Consider the following 20,177-nt stretch of genomic DNA (forward strand, 5'->3'; position numbering starts at 1 on the left):
AAAAGTCTGAGCAGTTGTGTGATGAAAAGCTCGCCCAAGATGTCACTAAGCCTAGTTTTGTTGATACCGCTGGTGGTGCAAATCTCCGTAGCAGTCGGCGTGACTGGATGGCTTTCGTTTCGCAACGGCCAGAAAGCTGTCAATGACCTTGCTACGAGGTTAAGCTTGGAAGTTGCAGCGAGGACGAAAGAAAATTTCCGCAGTTTTGGGGATGTGTCTCATTTATTCCTGCAAATGAATACTGCTGCGATCGCCTCTGGAAACTTAGACCCGGAAGACTTCCCCAACTTAGAGCGCTATTTGTGGAACCAGACCAAGCTGAGCGATCGAACTACAACCATCTACTACGGCGACGAACAGGGCAGATTCGTCTTGCTCAAGCGAGAAGCAGAACACTTAGTATACATCAGAGACGAATCAACCGCTCCAAACCGCCAAATTTATCGCCTAGATAGCCAAGGAAATCGCACTGAGCTAATCAAAACCGTCCCTTATGACCCCCGTACTAGACCGTGGTACCAAGCTGCCAAACAGTCAGGAAAAGCCACTTGGTCTCCCATCTACGTCTTCGCAGCCCCGCCAGTTCTGGGGATTACGCCGGTGATGCCTATTTACAATGAAACAGGAAACCTGCGGGGGGTATTGGCAATTGACCTGACTCTTTCTCAAATCAGCGATTTTCTCAAAAGTATCAAAATTAGCCCGTCTGGACAAGTTTTCGCGATCGAACGCAGCGGGGAAATAGTCGCCAGTTCCACAGACGAATTGCCCTTTGTCACCGACAAAGACGGACAAAAACGACTGTTGGCGACTAGGAGCAAAAATTTGCTAATTCGATCGTCTTCCACATACTTGCAACAACGATTTGGTAGTTTTGAACAAATTGACAGCCAAGGACAGTTTACCTTCGAGATAGACGGCAAACGTCAATTCATTACCGTTGTTCCCCTGCAAGACGGCCGCGGCCTCGATTGGCTGATTGTAGTCGCAATCCCGGAGGCAGACTTTATGGAGCAAATTAACGCCAACACTCGCACAACTATCTTATTGTGCTTTTTTGCCTTCGTACTGGCGATCGCACTCGGAATATTTACCTCTCGCTGGGTTGTCCAACCGATTACCCGATTGCTGGAAGCTTCCAAAGCTTTAACCAAAATGTCTGAGTCATCCGACTTCACCTCCGCAGAATTAGACGGCGAAGTCGAAGTTAAAGGTGTCAACGAACTCGGTCTCCTAGCTCAGTCTTTCAATCAAATGGCCCGACAATTGCGATCGTCTTTTGTTGCCCTAGAACAAACCAACTCTAGTTTAGAACAGCGAGTAGCAGAGCGGACTGCCGAACTCAAAGCCGCAGAAGCAGAATTGCGGGCTTTGTTTGCAGCCATGAGTGAATTAATTATAGTTGTGGACGCCAGCGGTCGCTATTTAAAAATTGCGCCCACAAATCTTTCTCTGCTATACAAACCAGCCCAAGAATTAATGGGCAAAACAGTCGGAGAGATGTTTCCGCAAGCTACAGCAGACAATTTTCTCAACCACATCCGAACTGCTTTAGATACTCAGCAAACTGTCAGCATCGAGTACGATTTAACCATTAACGACCGCGAAGTTTGTTTTGCCGCCAGCATTTCGCCACTTTCCGAAGAATCCGTAATTTGGGTGGCCCGCGATATTACCGAACAGAAACGAGCCGAATCCGTGCGACGCCAAAGGCAAAAACAATTGCTCAAACAAAATACGGTTTTGGTAGAATTGGCAAGAAATAAAGCGCTGTATCGAGGCGATTTGCAAGTAGCTTTGAGGCAAATTACCGAAGCGGCCGCTCATACCCTAGATGCAGAAGGAGCCGGAGCGTGGTTGTACGATGAAAGCCGATCGAAACTGCAATGTCTCGACCAATTTCACCGCAGCAGCCAACAGCATGAAGGATGCGCCGAACTCGCAGCAGCAGACTATCCAGCTTATTGTAAAGCTTTGGAAGAATACCGGACGATCGCAGCCGAGGACGCTCTCTCAGATGTTATAACCAGAGAATTTGTGGAATCTTACTTTGCACAAATGGGTACTACATCAACCTTAGATGCGCCGGTGCGGCTGGGAGGACAAACAGTCGGAGTCATCTGTATCGAACAAGTGGGAACAACTCGCCACTGGACATTAGAAGAACAAAATTTTGCTGCTTCCCTCGCAGATTTGGTATCATTGGCGATCGAAGCCAGCGAGCGCGATCGTACACAAAGCGCTTTGCGTCAAGCAGAACAAAAATATCGTAGCATCTTTGAAAATGCCGTCGAAGGCATTTTTCAAAGAACCCCCGAAGGCCACTTCTTGAGCGTAAATCCAGCTTTAGCCCGCATCTATGGCTACGCCACTCCCGAAGAATTGACATCCAATCTCACCAACATCCGGCAGCAAGCTTACGTCAATCCTCAGCAGGGCGAAAAGTTTATGCGGGTGATGGAACAATTCGGAGAAGTTTCGGGGTTTGAGTCACAAGTTTACCGCGTTGACGGCAAGGTAATTTGGATTTCCGAAAGCGCGCGTGCAGTGTGCGACGCCAACGGCGAGGTACTTTACTATGAAGGCAGCGTCGAGGATATTAGCGATCGAAAAGTCTTTGAATCCGCCTTGCAACTCGCCCTAGAAGCAGCCGAAGCCGCTTCCACCGCAAAAAGCGCATTTTTGGCAAACATGAGCCACGAACTGCGAACACCTCTGAATGCCATCATCGGCTACAGCGAAATGCTCCAAGAAGAAACCGCAGAATTGGGTTACGATGAACTCACCCCAGATTTAGACAAAATTCGCACTTCCGGCAGACACTTGCTATCGCTAATTAACGACATTCTCGACATTTCTAAAATCGAAGCCGGCCGCATGGATCTTTACTTAGAAACCTTCGACATCGCCGCCTTGATTGAAGAAGTCGCATCCACCGCCGCGCCGCTAATTGAAAAGAACGGCAACACTCTCAAGTTGCACCAAATTAGCAATATCGGCACTATGCACGGTGACATTACCAAAGTGCAGCAGATTTTATTAAATTTGCTAAGCAATGCCGCTAAATTCACTCAAAACGGTACAATAACCCTCACAGCCAGCCGAGAAAAAATTGCGGGCGACAGCAGCGAAGCAAAACAAGAAAACTCTTCTGAACCTGCGGCGAATTCAGAATATTCAATTGCTAGTAAAGAATTTTTAGTTGTTAATTGTACAGATACAGGAATTGGGATGACTCCCGACCAGTTGCAGCACATTTTTCAACCCTTTACCCAAGCAGACGCTTCTACCACCCGCAAGTACGGCGGCACCGGTTTGGGACTAGCAATCAGCCAGCGTTTTTGCCTCATGATGGGTGGCAATATTTCAGTAAAAAGTCAGGAGGGTGTTGGTTCTACTTTTACTATCGGCTTGCCGGTTAATCTGCAAAATTAGGGGGCGTAACTGTTACACCGGATCTGCCTGGAAACTATAAATTACTAACTCCCAATTATATCAAATCCGTTAGCATCGGAATAGTAAATTCGAGTTCAATGTTGACTGTTGACTGTTGACGCCGTGAACAGTCAACCGTCAACAGTCAACAGTCAACATCATGTATGAGTGTAACCGGAAATGATATTACCTTTGAATGCTGCGCGGATCGAGAGCATCCCGCAACCCATCCCCCAATAAATTAAACGCCAAAACAGTCAAAATAATCAGTATCGCCGGAGGCCAAACCAACCAAGGCTGCAACACTAAAATTGAAGCATTAGTAGACAGAGATAGTAAATTTCCCCAAGAAGGATCGGGCTGTTGAATTCCCAAGCCAATTAAACTCAAAACCGACTCCGCCACAATAAAACCCGGAACAGCCAAAGTAGCAGAAATAATTACATAAGTTGCAGTTTGTGGCAAAACGTGGCGGATAATAATATAAATTGGATTGGCGCCCATTGCCCGCGCCGCTTGCACAAACTCTAGTTGTTTAATTGACAGTACCTGACCGCGAATCACCCGCGCTAAACCCGCCCAATTGATAAATGAAGTAATCAGCACAATCAATATAAATCGCTGAGCACTTGTCAATCCTGGGGGCAGCACTGCTGCTAGCGCTACTAATAAATAAAGACCGGGAATCGTCATCAATACTTCGGCAAAGCGCATTAAGATACTGTCAATCCAACTGCCAAAATAACCCGATATGCCTCCGATTAACAATCCCAAGGGAAAAGAAATTGCTATTCCTACTAAACCGATGCTGAGGCTAATTCTGCTGCCGTGTACTAGGCGACTGAATTGATCGCGAGCTTGTTCATCCGTGCCTAAAATGTTAATTTGACCTTCTCCTGTAGTACCAAACAAGTGCCTGTCTAATGGCAAAACTCCTAAAAACTTATACGGAGAACCTTTGACAAACAAACCGACAACAGAGGGTTTTTGCCAGTCTACAATTACCTCGCGAGCGCCGGTATCCGCATCCACTGGGCCCTGAGTAGTCGGATAAACGTGGGGCCCGATAAATCGCCCGTCTGGGGTGCTTAAATAAATTTGAGTCGGCGGCAGCAAGGAACCGTTTAATTGAGAGTCGTAGGGGTCGTAAGGGGCCACAAATTCGGCCAAAAGTGCGACTGTATAAAAAATTAACAGTAGCACGGCTCCCAACCGGGCTAGAGGATTTTTTCTAAGATTTTGCCACCATTTCATAAGTTTTTAGGTTTGAGATTTTCAGTGGGTTAGTAATCAAGACTAAAGTTCTTAAAGTTCTTTGTAGAGACTTTAGTTTTTTCTTAATGGACTCAGCAGCCAAAAGTTAATTCCTGAGTTATAAAAATTTTCATAACTGAATTACTTACTACAAAAATTAGACTACTTTTGTTCATCTGCGACCAAGATTATTCTAGTTTCCTCTTCTGGTATTTTACCCAATTCCTCGCCGCTAAAAGGATTGTAGAAAAACGAGCCTGTTTGGGGTGGCAATTTGGGATTGAGTACAATTTCTACTATACTTTTTACAACCCCAGTGAGCGGAATTGCCAGGATAACTCCCAACAATCCTCCCACTCTACCTCCTAAAAGCAAAGCTGTGAAAATAATTACCGGACTCAATCCGGTGAGATTGCCCATGATTCGGGGAGCTACTAAATTATCCTTGATTTGCTGGAGACCGATCGCCACTACCAACACTTGCAGCGCCAGCCACCAATCAATAAACGCTACAATTATACTAACAGTGCCTATTCCCAAAGTGGCTCCAATAAACGGAATTATTTCCGTCAATCCTATAAATACCGCAAATAACAGAAAAAACGGAACTTGCAGCCACCAAAAAGCCAGAGTCAGCGAGATGGCCATAAATAGTCCCAGCAATAACTGTCCCGATACAAATCGCTGGAGGTTTCGCTGCAAAGTCTCTGTTAAAACATAGCGAATGTCTGGGGAAAAAATGCTGGTCAAACCCTGCCACACTCTTTGCCCATCTAGGAGCATATAAAAGGAAATCACGACAATAAAAATTAAGTCCAAAAACCAGTTAAAAGTACCTACAACTAAGCCTAAACCCGTACCGGCGATCGCTTGGACTTGTCCCTGGACTCTAGCTGACAGTTGCTGCTCCAATATTTGCACGTCAAACGGTAAATTGCGCTCGGCACTCCAGGCTTGAAATTCAGCGAGCTGCAGCCGCCCCGACTCCAGCAATTCCGGGAACCTCACCCCCAACTGCCTCGCTTGGCTGAACACCGGCGGCACAATAGTTACACCGATTACTACTACTATCACACCCGCAGTTAAATAAACCAGCCCCGCAGCTACTCCCCGGGGCAAAAATACTTGCAGTCTTTTTACTGCATAATTTAATAAAAATGCAATCAGTCCCGCTGTTACTAAAATGCTGACCAGTTCCCCAACATAACTGACCGCACTCAGGGTAAACCATCCCGTTACTAGCACTAGCAGCCAAGTAATTAGAAACTGTTGGAGAGGAGAAAAGAGACTATTCATTTTGATTTTTTTTAAATAAAGTGGCACAATTTTTTCAGCAGATGTGCCGTATTATACAATAAACACATGAAAGTATAGATTAGGAATAATCAGTTCAAGATTAGACTGACTTTTCTCAGCATTGATAGATAGGTGACGGCTAAGCCACTTGGGGAGACACAATGCCAGCCCGATCGACTCCACGATCGCCAATCCCGCTAATATTCAGTATGCCCCACAGACCGATCAAATTAAATGTCGATCGCACAAACTTTGATCAATATTTAATCAAAATCGCCATTGTAGGGTGAAACGGCGCAACACTCACCCAAAAGGAGGAAGCGCTACTCCAGATGCCCTCCGCTACAATGAACTAAATAATATCGTAATCTTTCTTTACAATATAAAAAAAAGGAAAGGCTCATACTGGCGAGAGGAACTACCGTGACTAATCAAGTTTTTTCAGAAGCCGAAGAAAAGCAACCCGTTCCCCCCGTGCAGAGCGGGCGCGACAGGAACTCAGCAGTGGATGTAGCTGAAAGTGAAGTCTCAGACAACTCTCGCTGGCAATTCTCCGGTGAGGAAGATGAACGAGAAGTTGCGCTGGAAGTTCCAGAAATCGAGGAGGAACAAGTTTGGGAACCAGAAGCAACTGAAGTTGGGTCCCGCAAAGAAATCAGGTGGCCGGCCTTGTTGGCGGGCGCAGGGGTTGGCGTGGCTGCAACGCTGCTAGCAGTAAACTTGACTGGGGGCAAGCAGAGTTCACCTCCGGCAGCTCCAATTCCATCGGTAAACCAGCAGGCGACGGCTCCGACGGTGACAGTGGCGCCTGTGGAATCTGCCCAGGTGGGTGAAACTCTGGAAGCGACGGGCACGGTGGCAGCCTATGACTTGCTGCCGGTGCTGCCACAAGCCAACGGTTTGCAAATCAAGCAGGTGTTGGTGAATGAAGGGGATGTGGTAGAAAAAGGTCAGACGATGGCGGTTTTGGACGATTCGGTGCTACGATCGCAAATTGCCGAAGCGCTGGCGGGAGTACAATCGGCCAATTCTACGGTAGAACAAGCCCAAGCTCAAGTAGAGCAAGCTCAGTCAGCCCAACAAGAAGCCCAAGCCGGCGTTGCTCAAGCCCAAGCTGGTGTTGAAAAAGCCATCGCTGACGCAGCGCAAGCCAAAACAGGTGTCGGGCAGGCAAGAGCCGGTGTGGAACAAGCTAAAGCCGGTGTCACCCAAGCTAAAGCAGGCATTGCCTCCGCTCAGGCTAAATTAGATCAAGCTCAAAGAGAAGTAAATCGCACCCAAGATTTGGCTTCTCAGGGAGTAATTAGTCAGCAAGATTTGGAAAGACGCAAGACAGAGCGGCAGACTGCTGTTCAAGACTTGAACAAAGCTAAAGCTGACTTGAATACAGCTTTGCAAGAACAGAATAAAGCAGCGGAAGAAGTGCAATCTTCTCTTGCTAAAGTAGCTACTGCTGAAGCTAATATCAGTACGGCGAGAGCTGCCCTTGCCAGCGCTCGTGCTAAAGTGAATACGGCAGGAGCGAGTGTCAGCAGTGCGAGAGCAAATGTCGGAAATAACGCAGCAAGTGTCCGCAGCAATGATGCACAAGTCAAACAGTTACAAACTCAACTAGAACAAACAATTGTTCGAGCGCCGGATAGTGGCACTGTGGCTGAAAGAATTGGTCGAGTTGGCGATGTTTCTTCGGGAAGTCAAAAACTCTTTTCGATTATTCGCGGCAACAAGCTGGAACTGCAATTGAAAGTGCCAGAAACTCAGGTTTCGCAAGTGCAGCCGGGAACAGCAGTGCAAATTACTTCGGATTCTGACAAGCGGATTAAGTTGTCAGGAACTGTGCGAGAGATTTCGCCGGTAGTTGACCCGCAAAATCGACAAGCTACGGTGAAGATTGATTTGCCGACAAGCGAGTTTTTGCGATCGGGAATGTTTTTGCGCGCATCCATTTCGACGGCAACGGCTCAAGGTTTGAAAGTCCCTGCTAAAGCTATTGTACCGCAATCTGATGGCAGTTCTCTTGTTTATAAACTTGTGGGCGAAAACAAGGTGCAGGCTCAACCAGTGGAAGTCGGGGAAATTTCCGGGGGTGCTGTGGGCGATTTGACTGCTGCTAAGGTGGTGGTTAAAAAGGGTTTGAAGGCGGGCGATCGGGTGGTTGTTACTGGGGCTGGTTTTCTTAAGGATGGCGCTCAGGTTAAGGTTGGTAAATAGTTATATCGATTGCGGTTGCACTCCTTATCATTGTTGACGGTTGACTGTTGACGGTTGACTGTTGACGGTTGACTGTTGACTGTTGACTGTTGACTGTTGACTGTTGACTCGATTTTATTATTGTGATGCAACCGGAAACGATATCAGATAGGAGATAAGATTAGAAATAATATCAATTAATGTTGACTGTTGACTGTTGACTCGATTTTATTATTGTGATGCAACCCGAATGATTGTTGACTGTTGACTGTTGACTGTTGACTGTTGAAGGAGGGGTGGAAAAACTCAATGGTTGAGTGTTAAATGTTGACTCGATTTTATTATTGTGATGCAACCGGAAACGATATCAGATGAGAAGATAAGATTAGAAATAATATCAATGGCGGTGGCGGCGGAATGATATCAAATCCGCGCTTATCGTCCTGATAAAGTCGAATCAAGCTGCCAACAAATAAGTCGCGCAATTTTCATTTTTTTGACTCACAATCAACCGTCAACAGTCAACAGTCAACAGTCAACAATCAACAGTCAACCGTCAACAGTCAACAATCATGGGATCTCTGTTCGTAGCGGCAACCTCACGGTAAACGTTGCCCCTTGTCCCTCACCCGCACTTGTTGCAATAACTGTACCGCCGTGGAGTTCTACTAAATGACGGACGATCGACAGTCCTAGCCCCAATCCAGAGTCTCTGCGAGAGTAGCTACTATCCGCCTGACGGAAGCGATCGAACACATAGGGGAGAAAATCAGGGGGAATCCCTTTACCAGTATCGCTAACTTGGATTTGAGCGATTCCATCCATGTAGTCTAATGCGATGTCAATTTTTCCTCCGGCTGGGGTGAATTTAATCGCGTTTGAAAGTAGATTCCACAGCACCTGTTGTAAGCGACTTGGATCGCCCAAAATCTTTGGTTTTAAAGGACTTAGCCTCGATTCAAGTTGAATATTTTTGGCTTCTGCTGCGAAACGAATCACCGCGATCGCATTTTCAACCAGTGGATTGATCTCAATTTGAGCAGCATTGAGCCGAAATTGGCCTGTGGTAATCCGCGAAACGTCTAAGATGTCATCGATGAGCTGGTTTTGTGCTTTGGCGGCGCGCTCGATTGTTTTTAGCGCCTCCTCGGTTTTAGCCGCGTCAAATTTTTTCAGGCGCAGCAACTGTGCCCAGCCAATCATCGCATTGAGCGGCGTCCGCAATTCGTGAGAGAGGACGGACAAAAACTCATCTTTGACGCGGTTGGCCTCCTCAGCAGCCGCACGAGCCGATTGTTCTTGAATCCGAAGGCTGCGTTCAGTCTCGAACTGTTTTTGATCCGTGATATCCTCGATCGCCAGCAGAATCATCTGTGTATCGCCACTAGGAGGCATTTTGCGGGCATTTAGCAGCATTATTTTATGCCCGATCTTCTCAAAGTCATCCTCGACCTCAAAATCTTTAAACCCGGCATTTCCTGCCAGAATTTCTTTTAGGAGCGATCGCAACTTGGGAATATTCCACTGTCCATTACCCAGATCGAACAATGAGCGGTGCTCTGTTTGGCACGGCGTCACCTGAAACGTCTCGTAGAAAGAACGATTGGCAGTGAGCGCCCGCAGGTCGAGATCTAGCACTAGCAACGGTTGCACCACCGTTTCCACGATCGTTTCGGCGTAATTTTTCGCTTCCATCAAATGCTGGGCGCTCACTTTTAGCTCGTTGATATCCACCAATATCACCACAGCCCCATCAATCTTGTGATCGATCGTCCGGTAGGCTCGAATGTGCAGATCGTACCAACGACCGTCTCGATCTTGAACCTCCTGAACTTTCAAATTGAGCGTGCGGATCACCTCTAAAATCAGTTGCTCTAAGTCCGGTACCATCAACTTGTGAGTGATGTCGCTCAAAGACCGCCCGACATCGGTAGAAATCAAGTTGAAGATACCTTCGATTGCGGGAGTAAATCGGCGGATTCGCAGGTCGCCTCCCAGCATCAGGATCGGAATATTGATGCTGGCCAGCAGATTCTCTAAATCGTTGCTCACCTGAGTCGATTCAAGATTGCGCCGCTGCAATTCGTCATTAATCGTGTTGAGTTCTTCATTGGTTGCCTGAATCTCTTCTTTCGCCGTTTCGAGTTCCTCATTCATGCTTTGCAACTCTTCGTTGCTCGACAAAATCTCTTCGTTGGCGGCTCTCAAATCTTGATTAGCGGCTTGATGTTCTTGGACGATCGCTCCGAGATGTTCTTTTGTTGTTTTCAGTTCCTCTAGCAGCCTTGCAATCTCCCGACTTTCAGCCTGTGAAGGATCGGAGTTGACTCTACCATCGTCAGCAGCAGGCATTGCAGAGATCATCGGGCACTCTTCTTGAAACAACACTAAAAAATAGTTTTTTGCCACAGCGCCGGCTTGGAATGGAATCACATTAATTCCGACCTGACGGATGATCTCGCCCTCTTTAACTTGCAAGCCTGCCCGTGCGATCGATTGCTTCTGCTGTGAGGCTTCTTGAATTGCAGTTTGCAGTTCCACGCGCAATCCTTCTTTTGCCATTCTCAGCAAGTTAAAGCTCGCTCTACCGGGAGCCGGTTCTAGGTAGCCATTCGTCTTTCCTCGAAATTGCAGAATCTCGCTGGCTGTGTTAATCACGACCCCGACAGGGGCATAGTGATTCAAAACAATGCGATCGGCCTCTTTCTCCATTTCGATTTCGTCCAATCTTTCCGTCTGCAGCGGTGCAGGGTTGGGGGGTGTCAGAGAATAGTTGCTAGCATTTAAATCCATACTGAGCCAATGCGATAGCAGCTTTTTAGTATAAATTTTATTCTTTTTATCGAATAGCGCAAACAATTCTGAAAACTCACCAACCGTTTCCGAAGTGCCTAACACCAAAAAGCCCGCGGGCCCAAGCCCATAGTGGAACAGTGGCAGCAGTTTTTTCTGCAACTGGGGGCCCAGATAGATCAGCACGTTCCGACAGGTAATCAAATCCATCTGGGAAAATGGCGGATCGGCGATCAGGTTTTGTCTAGCAAAAACGCAGACTTCCCGCACGGCCTTAGTGATTTGGTATCCGCCCTCGACTTGGACAAAGAACCGATGTAGGCGTTCGGCTGAAATATTGGCGACTTGGACATGGGTATAAAAGCCAGTGCGGGCGATCGCGATCGCACTTTCGCTGATGTCTGTGGCATAAATCTGAATCGGCAGGTTAGTAGAGCGAGCTGCTAAAAACTCTAGCAAGCAGATGGCCATCGAGTAAGCTTCTTCACCCGTTGAACAGCCGGCAATCCAAATTCGGATCGGTTTTTTTGCCGATTTATCTTTGACGATTGCGGGAAAAACATTGCTGGTTAAGGCATCAAAGGTTTCGGGGTCGCGGAAAAAGCTGGTGACATGAATTAAGACATCGTGATACAGCGCCGTTACTTCTGCCGGGGTGTTTTGGAGATATTCGGCATAATCTTCGATGCGTTGCAGCTTGTATAGCAGCATCCGGCGATGTATGCGCCGCTTCAAGGTGGTTTGCTTGTAGTGAGTAAAGTCAACTCCTGTAGCCACCCGGAGCAAACTGTAGATAATGGCGATCGCATCTTTATTTTCGATCGCATCTTCACTTTCGATCGCATCTTCGCTGGTTGTCGATTCTGTCGAAGGCCGATCTGCAATGTAGGGATGACGGCCGATCTCTGCTATTTTCTGGGCAATTTTTTCAGGTGGCAAGATAAAGTCTACCTGACCCGTAGCCACCGCAGTATTCGGCATACTGCTGACTTGTGCCGAATCTTCACATTGGGCAAAAGTAATACCGCCTGCGGCCTTAATCGCTTTTAACCCTTGGGCACCATCGCCGTCGCCCCCGGACAAAATGACGCCGATGGCTTTGTTCCCACGTTCTTGGGCCAGGGACAACAGAAAACTATCGACCGACATAAATACCCCGCGTCCTCTGCCGCGAGGCGTTAGCTTCAGCAGTGATCGATCGATGGTCATGCTGACATTCGGGGGGATGACGTAGACCTGATTCGGTGCTATCAGCATCCCATCTGTCACCTCATGCACGGGCATCAGGGTCGATCGAGCCAGAATCACACTCAACACACTTTCCTGATTCGCCAACATATGCTGAATTATTACAAACGCCATGCCGGTATCGATCGGCAAATGGCTCAGTAATTGCATAAAGGCTTCCAATCCACCTGCAGATGCTCCTATTGCGACTACAGGAAATAAGTCGTTTTGATTGTTCTGCTGCTTTTGATCAGCTTTAGGTTGAGATTTCTTGGAAAACTTATTACGACTCATTTTTTCTACCACAGCTCTTGCTGTCGGCGTATTATAGTTATATTGCATTTGTTTTTGATATATATATATATATATATCAAAATGAATAATAAGTCATCTACCTGCCGAGATAATCTCTACGCGAACTCGGTCGGTGTGCTCAAGGGATTTTAAAATTCTTATTTTGGAGTTCCCCCTTTCCTAGTGGGGGACAAGATTGAAACGGGAAATTCCTTAAAAATTACACTAATTGTACTGTTAAGAGTGGAGAATCAGTGAACTTTCCAGATTCTGCGATCCTAGCAATTCAATGAATGTTTGCGATCGAGTGGAGTTCCCTAAATGCTCCTACTTCTCAATAAAATTCCAACCGGAATCTTGTCCACCCTTCTCAAGCAACAGAACACCATACAGAACCGTAATTAATCTCGTTTTTATGCAGGTTGTGGCGATTCCCTGCGGGATAGCTTCGCTTCACGCAAATTCGCTACCGTCGCGTCGATATAAACTCTCTCTGGATTATTTTTTTAACTGCTTCATAACTTCTTGCTGGGGCATTTTTACCTTTTGAGTCATTTCCAGAGTATCGTTGATTAGCGGTTGCCAATATCGATCAAATTCCGCAATTACTTTCTGAACTTCCTCTGGTGTTGAAGTTTGATGCTGTTAATTTGCAGACACAATCTAATAAGTCAACTTTTTATTTTCCCACAATCCGGCACTTTTTGCTAATATCTTAAATAAAAGTAACAAAAATATATTTTAATGGGGCGAGGGAAATTAGGGAAATCCAAGCAGCGCTGCAAAGTTCGGATTCTCAAGACAGGCTGCCGGGGGTAACGGCTGTGAGAAAGTGCGATTCTGCGGTGGCGCTACCGATGTTGCTGAGGAAAGTGAAGGATGGGGAGTTTATGGTGCGATGTTCGTGGCGATGGGATGGCGACAGACTCAAATTGCGGAAGCTTTGGCGGCGCTGTTAAAAATGATGCAGTTCGATCGCGATCGGAATGTGGGCGCAGAAGCCGCTAACTCTTTGTCAATGTTCGGGGCAGCTTTTCGTGGCGATGACAATTTGCTCGTCCGCCGCAGTTCATGGCTCCGGTGTACGATCGCTGTCGTCCAAAATTGATTGTCAAAATGCTATACTCAAAATCAGAAAATCGTTGTACAATGTTCTTCTAGTCGTTTTTTACCGCTGCGCCTCCAAGGTGAAAGCAGGTGAAAGCAGGTAAAAAACAGTAAGCGCGGGCGTAATTCAGTGGTAGAATGTCAGCTTCCCATGCTGAACGTCGTGGGTTCGAGTCCCACCGTCCGCTTGCGAAAAAACTCTTTAAAACTCTTGAGGAATCAAGGGTTTTGGCGTTTCTAGGGCTGGATCTCTGTGGTTGCACAGGATGTTTTTGGAGACAAACACAGGGTTTTTGATGGCTGTTTGGAGACAATTTGGAGACAATGTGGAGAGTATTTGGAGTGTCTCTAAATATGGCTTGGGTTAAGCGCCTAGCTCTGCCAATACGTCCAGCACAGTTTCCATATCCGCCAAATCAGCCCTCGACTTTTTGCGTGGTGCTTTTAACCCACATTCCGCACCTCTACTAGACGTATGGCTCATGGTAAAATTTCAAAAGCGACAGGACAAGGTTAGCACTTTGGAGACAATTTCGAGACCACACGGGATACAAAAATCAGCTCGGAGGATGTAACCATTTGCCAGTATCGGGTTCCATGAGTGATGCTTACCTCTTCCGCTGAACCTAGTGGGTCCGAGTCCCACCGTCCGCTTTGACTGAATTTTCATATAATTTAATTATGAAAATTAATTACTCTTATCCATTCGATATATGGCTTATTTCTTAACCGCTGCTTTATATAAGTTCGTTGAACTACCGGATTTTGCTGACCTGAAAGCACCCCTAATCGATTGTTGCAACAACAACAACGTTAAAGGCACTATCTTGCTGGCCGAAGAAGGCATTAATGGCACTATTGCCGGCTCGTCCGAGGGCGTACACGCAGTGCTGGCATTCTTGCGTAGTGACCCGCGTTTTGCGGATCTGGTACACAAGGAATCTTTCTCGGAAAAAGCACCTTTTTACCGCCTGAAAATACGCTTGAAGCGCGAAATAGTCACGATGGGGGTACCGCACATTAATCCCCGCCTCATGGCTGGCAAATATGTTAAGCCTGATGAGTGGAATAAGCTGCTTGACGATCCCGATGTTGTGGTGGTTGATGTGCGTAACGACTTCGAGGTATCTATGGGTACTTTTGAAGGCGCTATTAATCCAAAAACAAAAAGCTTTTCCGAGTTACCTGAATGGGTGCTGCGGGAAACTGCTTTACGCAATAAACCGAAGGTGGCAATGTTTTGCACCGGTGGTATTCGCTGCGAGAAATCTACTGCTTTTTTGCGTAGTCAAGGTTTTGAGGAAGTCTATCATCTAGAAGGCGGAATCTTAAAATATTTGGAAACGGTGCCGGAAGCCGAAAGTCGTTGGGAAGGTGAATGTTTTGTGTTTGATGAGCGGGTTTCTGTTGGTCAGGACTTAAAGCCGGGAAACTATGAACTTTGTCGCGGTTGTCGTCACCCGATTAGTCAGGAAGATAAGGCTTCGGAATTCTTTGTAGTGGGTGTGAGTTGTCCTCATTGTCATGACTCCAAAACTGAAACCAAAAAACAAGCCTTATCTGAACGTCAACGTCAGATTGAGCTTGCTAAGCGTCGCAACCAAGTACATATAGGCGCGCGCTACGATGCGAAGGAAAAAGTAGATGGTGCGATCGACTAATATTATTATTCACTAAGCTCAAAGAAACCCGGTTTCTACGAAAAATCTTGTTTGGCGACGAGAAATATCGAAAGCAACCGGGTTTCTGACCCGAAAAACGCGATCGTGCGATCGACTAATTATATCAATTCCGGCGCAGGCCGGAATGATATCAAATCCGCGCTTCCTCGTCGGGCGTAAAGTCTAATCCTGCGGTCAACAAATAATTCGCGCAATTTTCATTTCTTTGACCAACAGTCAACAGTCAACAGTCAACAGTCAACAGCCAACAGTCAACAGTCAACAGTCAACAGCCAACAGTCAACAGTCAACAGTCAACAGTCAACAATAATTCCGGTGCAACCGGAATTGATATTATATGTCAGCAACATACCCGATTTTGTATTCCTTCCGCCGCTGTCCCTATGCTATGCGCGCGCGCTTGGCCTTAATGGTTAGCAATCGGGTGTGTGAGTTGCGGGAAGTTGTTTTGCGAGACAAACCACCAGAGATGTTGGAAGTATCTGCCAAAGGTACAGTACCAATATTGATTGATGTTGATGGGCGTGTACTGGATCAAAGTATCGATATCATGTTGTGGGCATTGAGACAACACGATCCTGAAAAATGGTTGATGCCACAGCAAGGTTCTCTTACAGAAATGCTGGAACTAATCGCTCTATTTGATGATAAGTTTAAATATCATCTTGACCGTTATAAGTACCCCGATCGTTATCCCGGTGTGGATGCCCAAGTACATCGTTATGAAGGTTCTTTATTCCTGGAAAAACTCAACTCACAGTTAAGTGCCACTCAATATTTATTTGGTAACAATGTAGCATTGGCTGATATGGCGATCGCACCTTTTGTTCGTCAATTCGCTCATACAGATCCAACTTGGTTCAACGAACAGCCTTGGCCGCCGCTACAAGCTTGGTTAGCAGCGTTCACAGACTCGGAAATTTATAGCAGTGTGATGCAGAAATATCCGAAATGGGAATCCGGTAATCTAGGCGTTATTTTTCCTTCCTCGTAATTAGTGATTCAGGATTTACGCACTCAAGGGCGTTGAATCAAGGGTTTGAGATTGTTTCACTACGTTTTATTCGGACAGAAAATGGTAGTACGTGCGTAAGTCCTATTATTCTTATTCGCTGTCAGCATATTTATTCAATGCCCAAAATGTTAGTTATCATGCTAAACTGATTTTTTTCAGAATACAAGATTGTGTCATTTGACTAGAAAAGTGACGCAGGCAAAAATCGCATTTTGCTAGAATTTTTAACTGGAAAGGATTTATTGTAATCTAGTAAGTATTGTCAGGTTGTAATTATGATTGATGTTGGTTCGTTAGTGCGATCGCCCAGAAACGATTTGGGAGTCGGAAAAGTTGTCGAGGTATCGCGTACTGATGCCGTAGTTGAATATTTTTGCTCAGTTAAAAAGCGCATCCGCAAAACTGTAGCCTTGGGTTTGCTGCAAGAAGCTAGACTTCAGCGTCAAACCCGCTGCTACCTCTGGAGTACCACTCAGGAAAGATGGATAATTGGGCGAGTTTATGACTGGGATGAAGATAAATTAGAGTACGAAATTGACCTGCCCGACAGCCAAAGTTTGCAAGCTGTTGAAACCGAACTTTACGTTCGCTGCAATATCCCGATCGCCGATCCGATCGACATTTTAGCAGTCAAAGGCCAAGAAACGCCGTATTTTCACGATCGGCGATTGGCATTCGTTCAATCTGCGATCGAACAGCGGGCCGTCAGCCGTGGCATGACCGGTTTAATTTCTGCAAACATAGACCTCTATCCGCACCAAGTTGAAGTCGTCCGGCGCGTCCTAGAAGACCCAATCGTGCGCTATTTATTGGCAGACGAACCAGGACTCGGAAAAACAGTAGAAGCCGGAACAATTCTCCGCCAATTCCTGCTAGATGACCCCACGGGACGCGCTGTGGTTCTGGTTCCGAAATACTTGCTCGAACAGTGGCGGCAGGAGTTGGAAAATAAATTCTATTTGTCTCATTTTGCTGACCGAGTGCAGCTTGTTGCTGTTAGCGACATCAATCAAATTAGCCGCAACGCCAACCTAGATTTTCTGATTGTTGATGAAGCGCATGATGTGGCGGCAATGGCCAATTCGAGCGATCGCGCTCAGCAGCAGTCGTTTGAACTCTGTCAAAAACTAGCTCAGAAAAGCAAAAATGTATTGTTATTATCTGCAACGCCAGTTATCGGCCGCGAGCAAGATTTTCTAACAATGCTGCACTTGCTAGAACCCACAACTTACCGTCTTGATGACCTGGAAAGCTTCAAAGAACAGGTGCAAAACCGTCAAGAAATCGGCCGCGCTTTGCTGGATTTCCGAGAAAATGCCAAGCCTGCTGTTTTGCAAACAAAACTCGCTCAACTCCGCACTATTTTTGCCAAAGATGATTATTTAATCGGATTAGCAACTGAGTTAGAAAGTTGTTTAAAAACGCAAGAAACCGCAGAACAGGCTCGGCTTGTCCGAACTATTCGCACTCACGTTAGCGATACCTACCGCCTGCATCGTCGCATCCTTCGCAACCGCCGGGATGCGGTTGAAGATGTGATTTTCGAGCGAGAGGCTGTCCCCAAAACTGAGTACGATCTGAATGATGAACAGTGGTCGGAAATTCAAACCGTACTCGATAAATGGCGCACAGTCGCTCCCAAGTCGAGCGAATATCAGAGAATTTTTCTGCTATTTTTCCGCGCTTCTGGTACTTGGCTGAATGTTTTAGAACGGGTTGTCAAAGCTCGCTTGCAGAAAAAATCGACTCCAGAACTCGATCGCGAATTTGGACAAAATGACACGGCAATTTTGACCAAAACGGAGCTGTTTCCCGAAGAAAAGGAAATACTGGAAACCTTGCTCAATACCCTGGAAAAGCCCCAGGAAGGACTCGATCGACTGAGTTTGTTACGAATCGCGATTCTCCGATTTCTGGCAGTTGCTTTGAAGGTTCCGCGCGAGTATCACAGCAAACCTCGTGATTTGCTGTCGAGAATTCAACAGCAAATTAAACGGCCGATTCCGGGCGAGCGTTTCCCGAAAATTGTGATTTTTACCAGTTTTACTGCAACTTGTAAAGAGATTGCAGAAAATTTAGCTAAAATCTTTGGTAAAAATGCGATCGCCAGCCATGACACGAGCAAATCGGCTAATGATGTTGAGGCTAGTCTCAAGCGGTTTAAGACACAGCCGCATTGTTTTATCTTAGTGTGCGATCGATCGGCGGAAGTAGGGGTAAATCTGCAATTGACAGATTGGTTAGTTCACTTCGATTTGCCGTGGTTTCCCAACCAGTTAGAACAAAGACTCGGCAGAGTCGATCGCATTGGCAGCAAAATGGGAGTGCAATTTTGTTTGTTTGCAGGCCCGGATTTGCCGGAGAGTCCCCACGAAGCTTGGTTTCAAGTTTTAAAAGATGGGTTTGATATCTTCAACAAATCTATTGCCAGCCTTCAGTTTTATGCTGAGGAAAAAATTATCAAACTTGAAGAAAAGTTGTTTGCTGAGGGAGGCAAGGGCTTATCCAGCGAAATTGAAGCGATTAAAACTGAAATCGAACAAGAGAAAATCAAAATTGACGAACAGTACGTTCTCGATGAAATTGATACTCTTGATGACAGCGCATCTCAGTATTTTGAATCTCTTGACAACTGCGATGCTAAGCATAAAGAAATGCAGCGGGCTACTGAAGGTTGGTTGTGTCAAGCTCTTCACTTCAAACAAATCGAACATCCGAGTATATCGGGGCTGCTGCGCTATCAACCTACTCAAAAAACGTTGATTCCCTCAAACGATTTGACAACCAGATTGATTCCTTATTGCCAGCAATATGGTAGTTACAATCGCCGTATTGCTTATCAGAATGCGGATGTCGCTCTTTACCGAATTGGTGAGGGATTGATCGATGCACTGGGTTCTTATATTCGCTGGGACGATCGCGGTCAAGCTTTTGCCATGTGGCGGCATGATGAAAGTTGGGATGCGGAGCCTGGGAAAGAGTGGTTCGGCTTTCAGTTTAATTATTCAATCCAGACTGATGTGCAGCCGGCCGAGCAAGTTTTGCAAGCACAAAACATCGAAAATTACAACTTGAAAGCTTTGCAGCGCCGCGCTGATGCTCTGTTTCTCCCAACTTTTGAAACTGTGTTTGTAGATGCTCGCAGCGAAGAAATGTCTCTGGTGGAAGATGCGGAAATTCTAGCGATTTTGCAGCGGGCTTATAAGGGGAAAGGCGGGCCGAATCGGGATTACAATTTGTCGAAAAATCGCACGTCGCTGATTGACAGTTTTGTCGATCCGCTAGAATGGGATGATTTTTGTCAAAAGGGACGGGTGGTATCGGAGGAATTGCTGCGCGGGCGATCGGCTTTTGTGGAAATGTGCGATCGATCTGCTGTCAGCGCTGCAATCCAACTCGAAAACCGGGTGAATCAATTGCAATTGCGCTTGAATCGACTTTCTAAATCCGAACAACTTTTAGAATCGGTTTTAGCGGATGAAATCAATACCGAAAGTTTGTTGAGTCAAGCAGTTTTAGCTGGTATTCGCCGCCCGCACATGACTCTTGAGTCTGTGGGATTTATTGTGATTTCTGGGCGTCCTCCTGTAAAGTCGGAGGATGAAGGATAATTTGTTTGGGAGGGCGATCGCTCTTTGTGGGGGCGATTCCCTTCGGGATAGCTTCGCTTCACGCTCTTTTTTAACCGCCGATGCAGGCGGATAAACGGGGATGGACGCAGATTGATGGGGGATCCGTCTTATGTAACCTGCGGAAGTGACAGCTATTTTTAGATTATGGGACTGCAAAAAGGGTAAGATAAAAGCAGTATTAACGACTACCACTGATTTAGTTAGAAGCCACGCTTCGGCCTGACATTAATGCGCGTCGATCGCAGGGGAATT

At 46.4% G+C, this 20,177-nt stretch carries 10 protein-coding genes, 1 tRNA gene and 1 pseudogene; 8 read left to right on the forward strand and 4 right to left on the reverse strand.

Translation table 11 applies throughout. The annotated features are described in order from the left end of the window. Nucleotides 1–21: 21 nt before the first annotated feature. The gene (locus tag NDI35_RS16155) at nucleotides 22–3,435 is read left to right on the forward strand and encodes a PAS domain S-box protein (RefSeq protein ID WP_445313626.1); all 3,414 of its coding nucleotides are present in this window, start codon (nucleotides 22–24) and stop codon (nucleotides 3,433–3,435) included. Nucleotides 3,436–3,621: 186 nt separating this feature from the next. On the opposite strand, the gene NDI35_RS16160 is transcribed toward NDI35_RS16155, so the two are convergent. Then, on the reverse strand, nucleotides 3,622–4,689 hold the full coding sequence (locus NDI35_RS16160; RefSeq protein WP_445313627.1) for an ABC transporter permease: 1,068 nt from the start codon (nucleotides 4,687–4,689) through the stop codon (nucleotides 3,622–3,624). A 162-nt stretch (nucleotides 4,690–4,851) separates the two neighbouring features. Beyond that, nucleotides 4,852–5,985 carry an AI-2E family transporter gene (locus NDI35_RS16165; RefSeq protein ID WP_445313628.1) on the reverse strand — a complete coding sequence of 378 codons (1,134 nt, stop codon included), beginning with the start codon at nucleotides 5,983–5,985 and terminating at the stop codon, nucleotides 4,852–4,854. 423 nt (nucleotides 5,986–6,408) lie between these two features. On the opposite strand from NDI35_RS16165, the gene NDI35_RS16170 reads away from it, so the two are divergent. Then, the gene (locus NDI35_RS16170) at nucleotides 6,409–8,196 is read left to right on the forward strand and encodes an efflux RND transporter periplasmic adaptor subunit (protein ID WP_445313629.1); all 1,788 of its coding nucleotides are present in this window, start codon (nucleotides 6,409–6,411) and stop codon (nucleotides 8,194–8,196) included. Between the two features lie 549 nt (nucleotides 8,197–8,745). On the opposite strand, the gene NDI35_RS16175 is transcribed toward NDI35_RS16170, so the two are convergent. Further along, nucleotides 8,746–12,537 carry a chemotaxis protein CheB gene (locus NDI35_RS16175; protein ID WP_445313630.1) on the reverse strand — a complete coding sequence of 1,264 codons (3,792 nt, stop codon included), beginning with the start codon at nucleotides 12,535–12,537 and terminating at the stop codon, nucleotides 8,746–8,748. Nucleotides 12,538–12,987: 450 nt separating this feature from the next. Next, a pseudogene (locus tag NDI35_RS29615) lies at nucleotides 12,988–13,101 on the reverse strand (DUF8630 family protein); the annotation flags it as partial. Nucleotides 13,102–13,321: 220 nt separating this feature from the next. On the opposite strand from NDI35_RS29615, the gene NDI35_RS16180 reads away from it, so the two are divergent. The 6 genes from NDI35_RS16180 to dpdE all read left to right on the forward strand — a co-directional run bounded on the left by NDI35_RS16180 (nucleotide 13,322) and on the right by dpdE (nucleotide 19,904). Next, nucleotides 13,322–13,597, forward strand: a complete 276-nt coding sequence (locus NDI35_RS16180) for a hypothetical protein (protein ID WP_445313631.1) — start codon at nucleotides 13,322–13,324, stop codon at nucleotides 13,595–13,597. Between the two features lie 115 nt (nucleotides 13,598–13,712). After that, nucleotides 13,713–13,784, forward strand: a tRNA-Gly gene (locus NDI35_RS16185). 525 nt (nucleotides 13,785–14,309) lie between these two features. After that, a complete protein-coding gene (trhO, locus tag NDI35_RS16190) occupies nucleotides 14,310–15,257 on the forward strand; it encodes an oxygen-dependent tRNA uridine(34) hydroxylase TrhO (protein ID WP_445313632.1) in 948 nt (315 codons plus the stop codon). 51 nt (nucleotides 15,258–15,308) lie between these two features. Continuing rightward, complete coding sequence (locus tag NDI35_RS16195; RefSeq protein WP_445313633.1) at nucleotides 15,309–15,437, forward strand: hypothetical protein; 129 nt, start codon at nucleotides 15,309–15,311, stop codon at nucleotides 15,435–15,437. Nucleotides 15,438–15,615: 178 nt separating this feature from the next. Next, nucleotides 15,616–16,272: a glutathione S-transferase gene (locus tag NDI35_RS16200; protein ID WP_445313634.1), complete on the forward strand. Its 657-nt coding sequence runs from the start codon at nucleotides 15,616–15,618 to the stop codon at nucleotides 16,270–16,272. 296 nt (nucleotides 16,273–16,568) lie between these two features. Then, nucleotides 16,569–19,904: a protein DpdE gene (gene dpdE / locus NDI35_RS16205; protein ID WP_445313635.1), complete on the forward strand. Its 3,336-nt coding sequence runs from the start codon at nucleotides 16,569–16,571 to the stop codon at nucleotides 19,902–19,904. Nucleotides 19,905–20,177 lie beyond the last annotated feature (273 nt).

The organism is Microcoleus vaginatus FACHB-2002 (assembly GCF_040004035.1).
Taxonomy (GTDB): Bacteria; Cyanobacteriota; Cyanobacteriia; order Cyanobacteriales; family Microcoleaceae; genus Microcoleus; species Microcoleus vaginatus_C.

Coding starts and splice junctions, on each gene's coding strand:
- dpdE (WP_445313635.1), top strand. CDS start 16,569: ATGATTGATGTTGGTTCGTTAGTGCGATCGCCCAGAAACGATTTGGGA.
- trhO (WP_445313632.1), top strand. CDS start 14,310: ATGGCTTATTTCTTAACCGCTGCTTTATATAAGTTCGTTGAACTACCG.
- NDI35_RS16155 (WP_445313626.1), top strand. CDS start 22: ATGAAAAGCTCGCCCAAGATGTCACTAAGCCTAGTTTTGTTGATACCG.
- NDI35_RS16175 (WP_445313630.1), bottom strand. CDS start 12,537: ATGCAATATAACTATAATACGCCGACAGCAAGAGCTGTGGTAGAAAAA.
- NDI35_RS16165 (WP_445313628.1), bottom strand. CDS start 5,985: ATGAATAGTCTCTTTTCTCCTCTCCAACAGTTTCTAATTACTTGGCTG.
- NDI35_RS16160 (WP_445313627.1), bottom strand. CDS start 4,689: ATGAAATGGTGGCAAAATCTTAGAAAAAATCCTCTAGCCCGGTTGGGA.
- NDI35_RS16200 (WP_445313634.1), top strand. CDS start 15,616: ATGTCAGCAACATACCCGATTTTGTATTCCTTCCGCCGCTGTCCCTAT.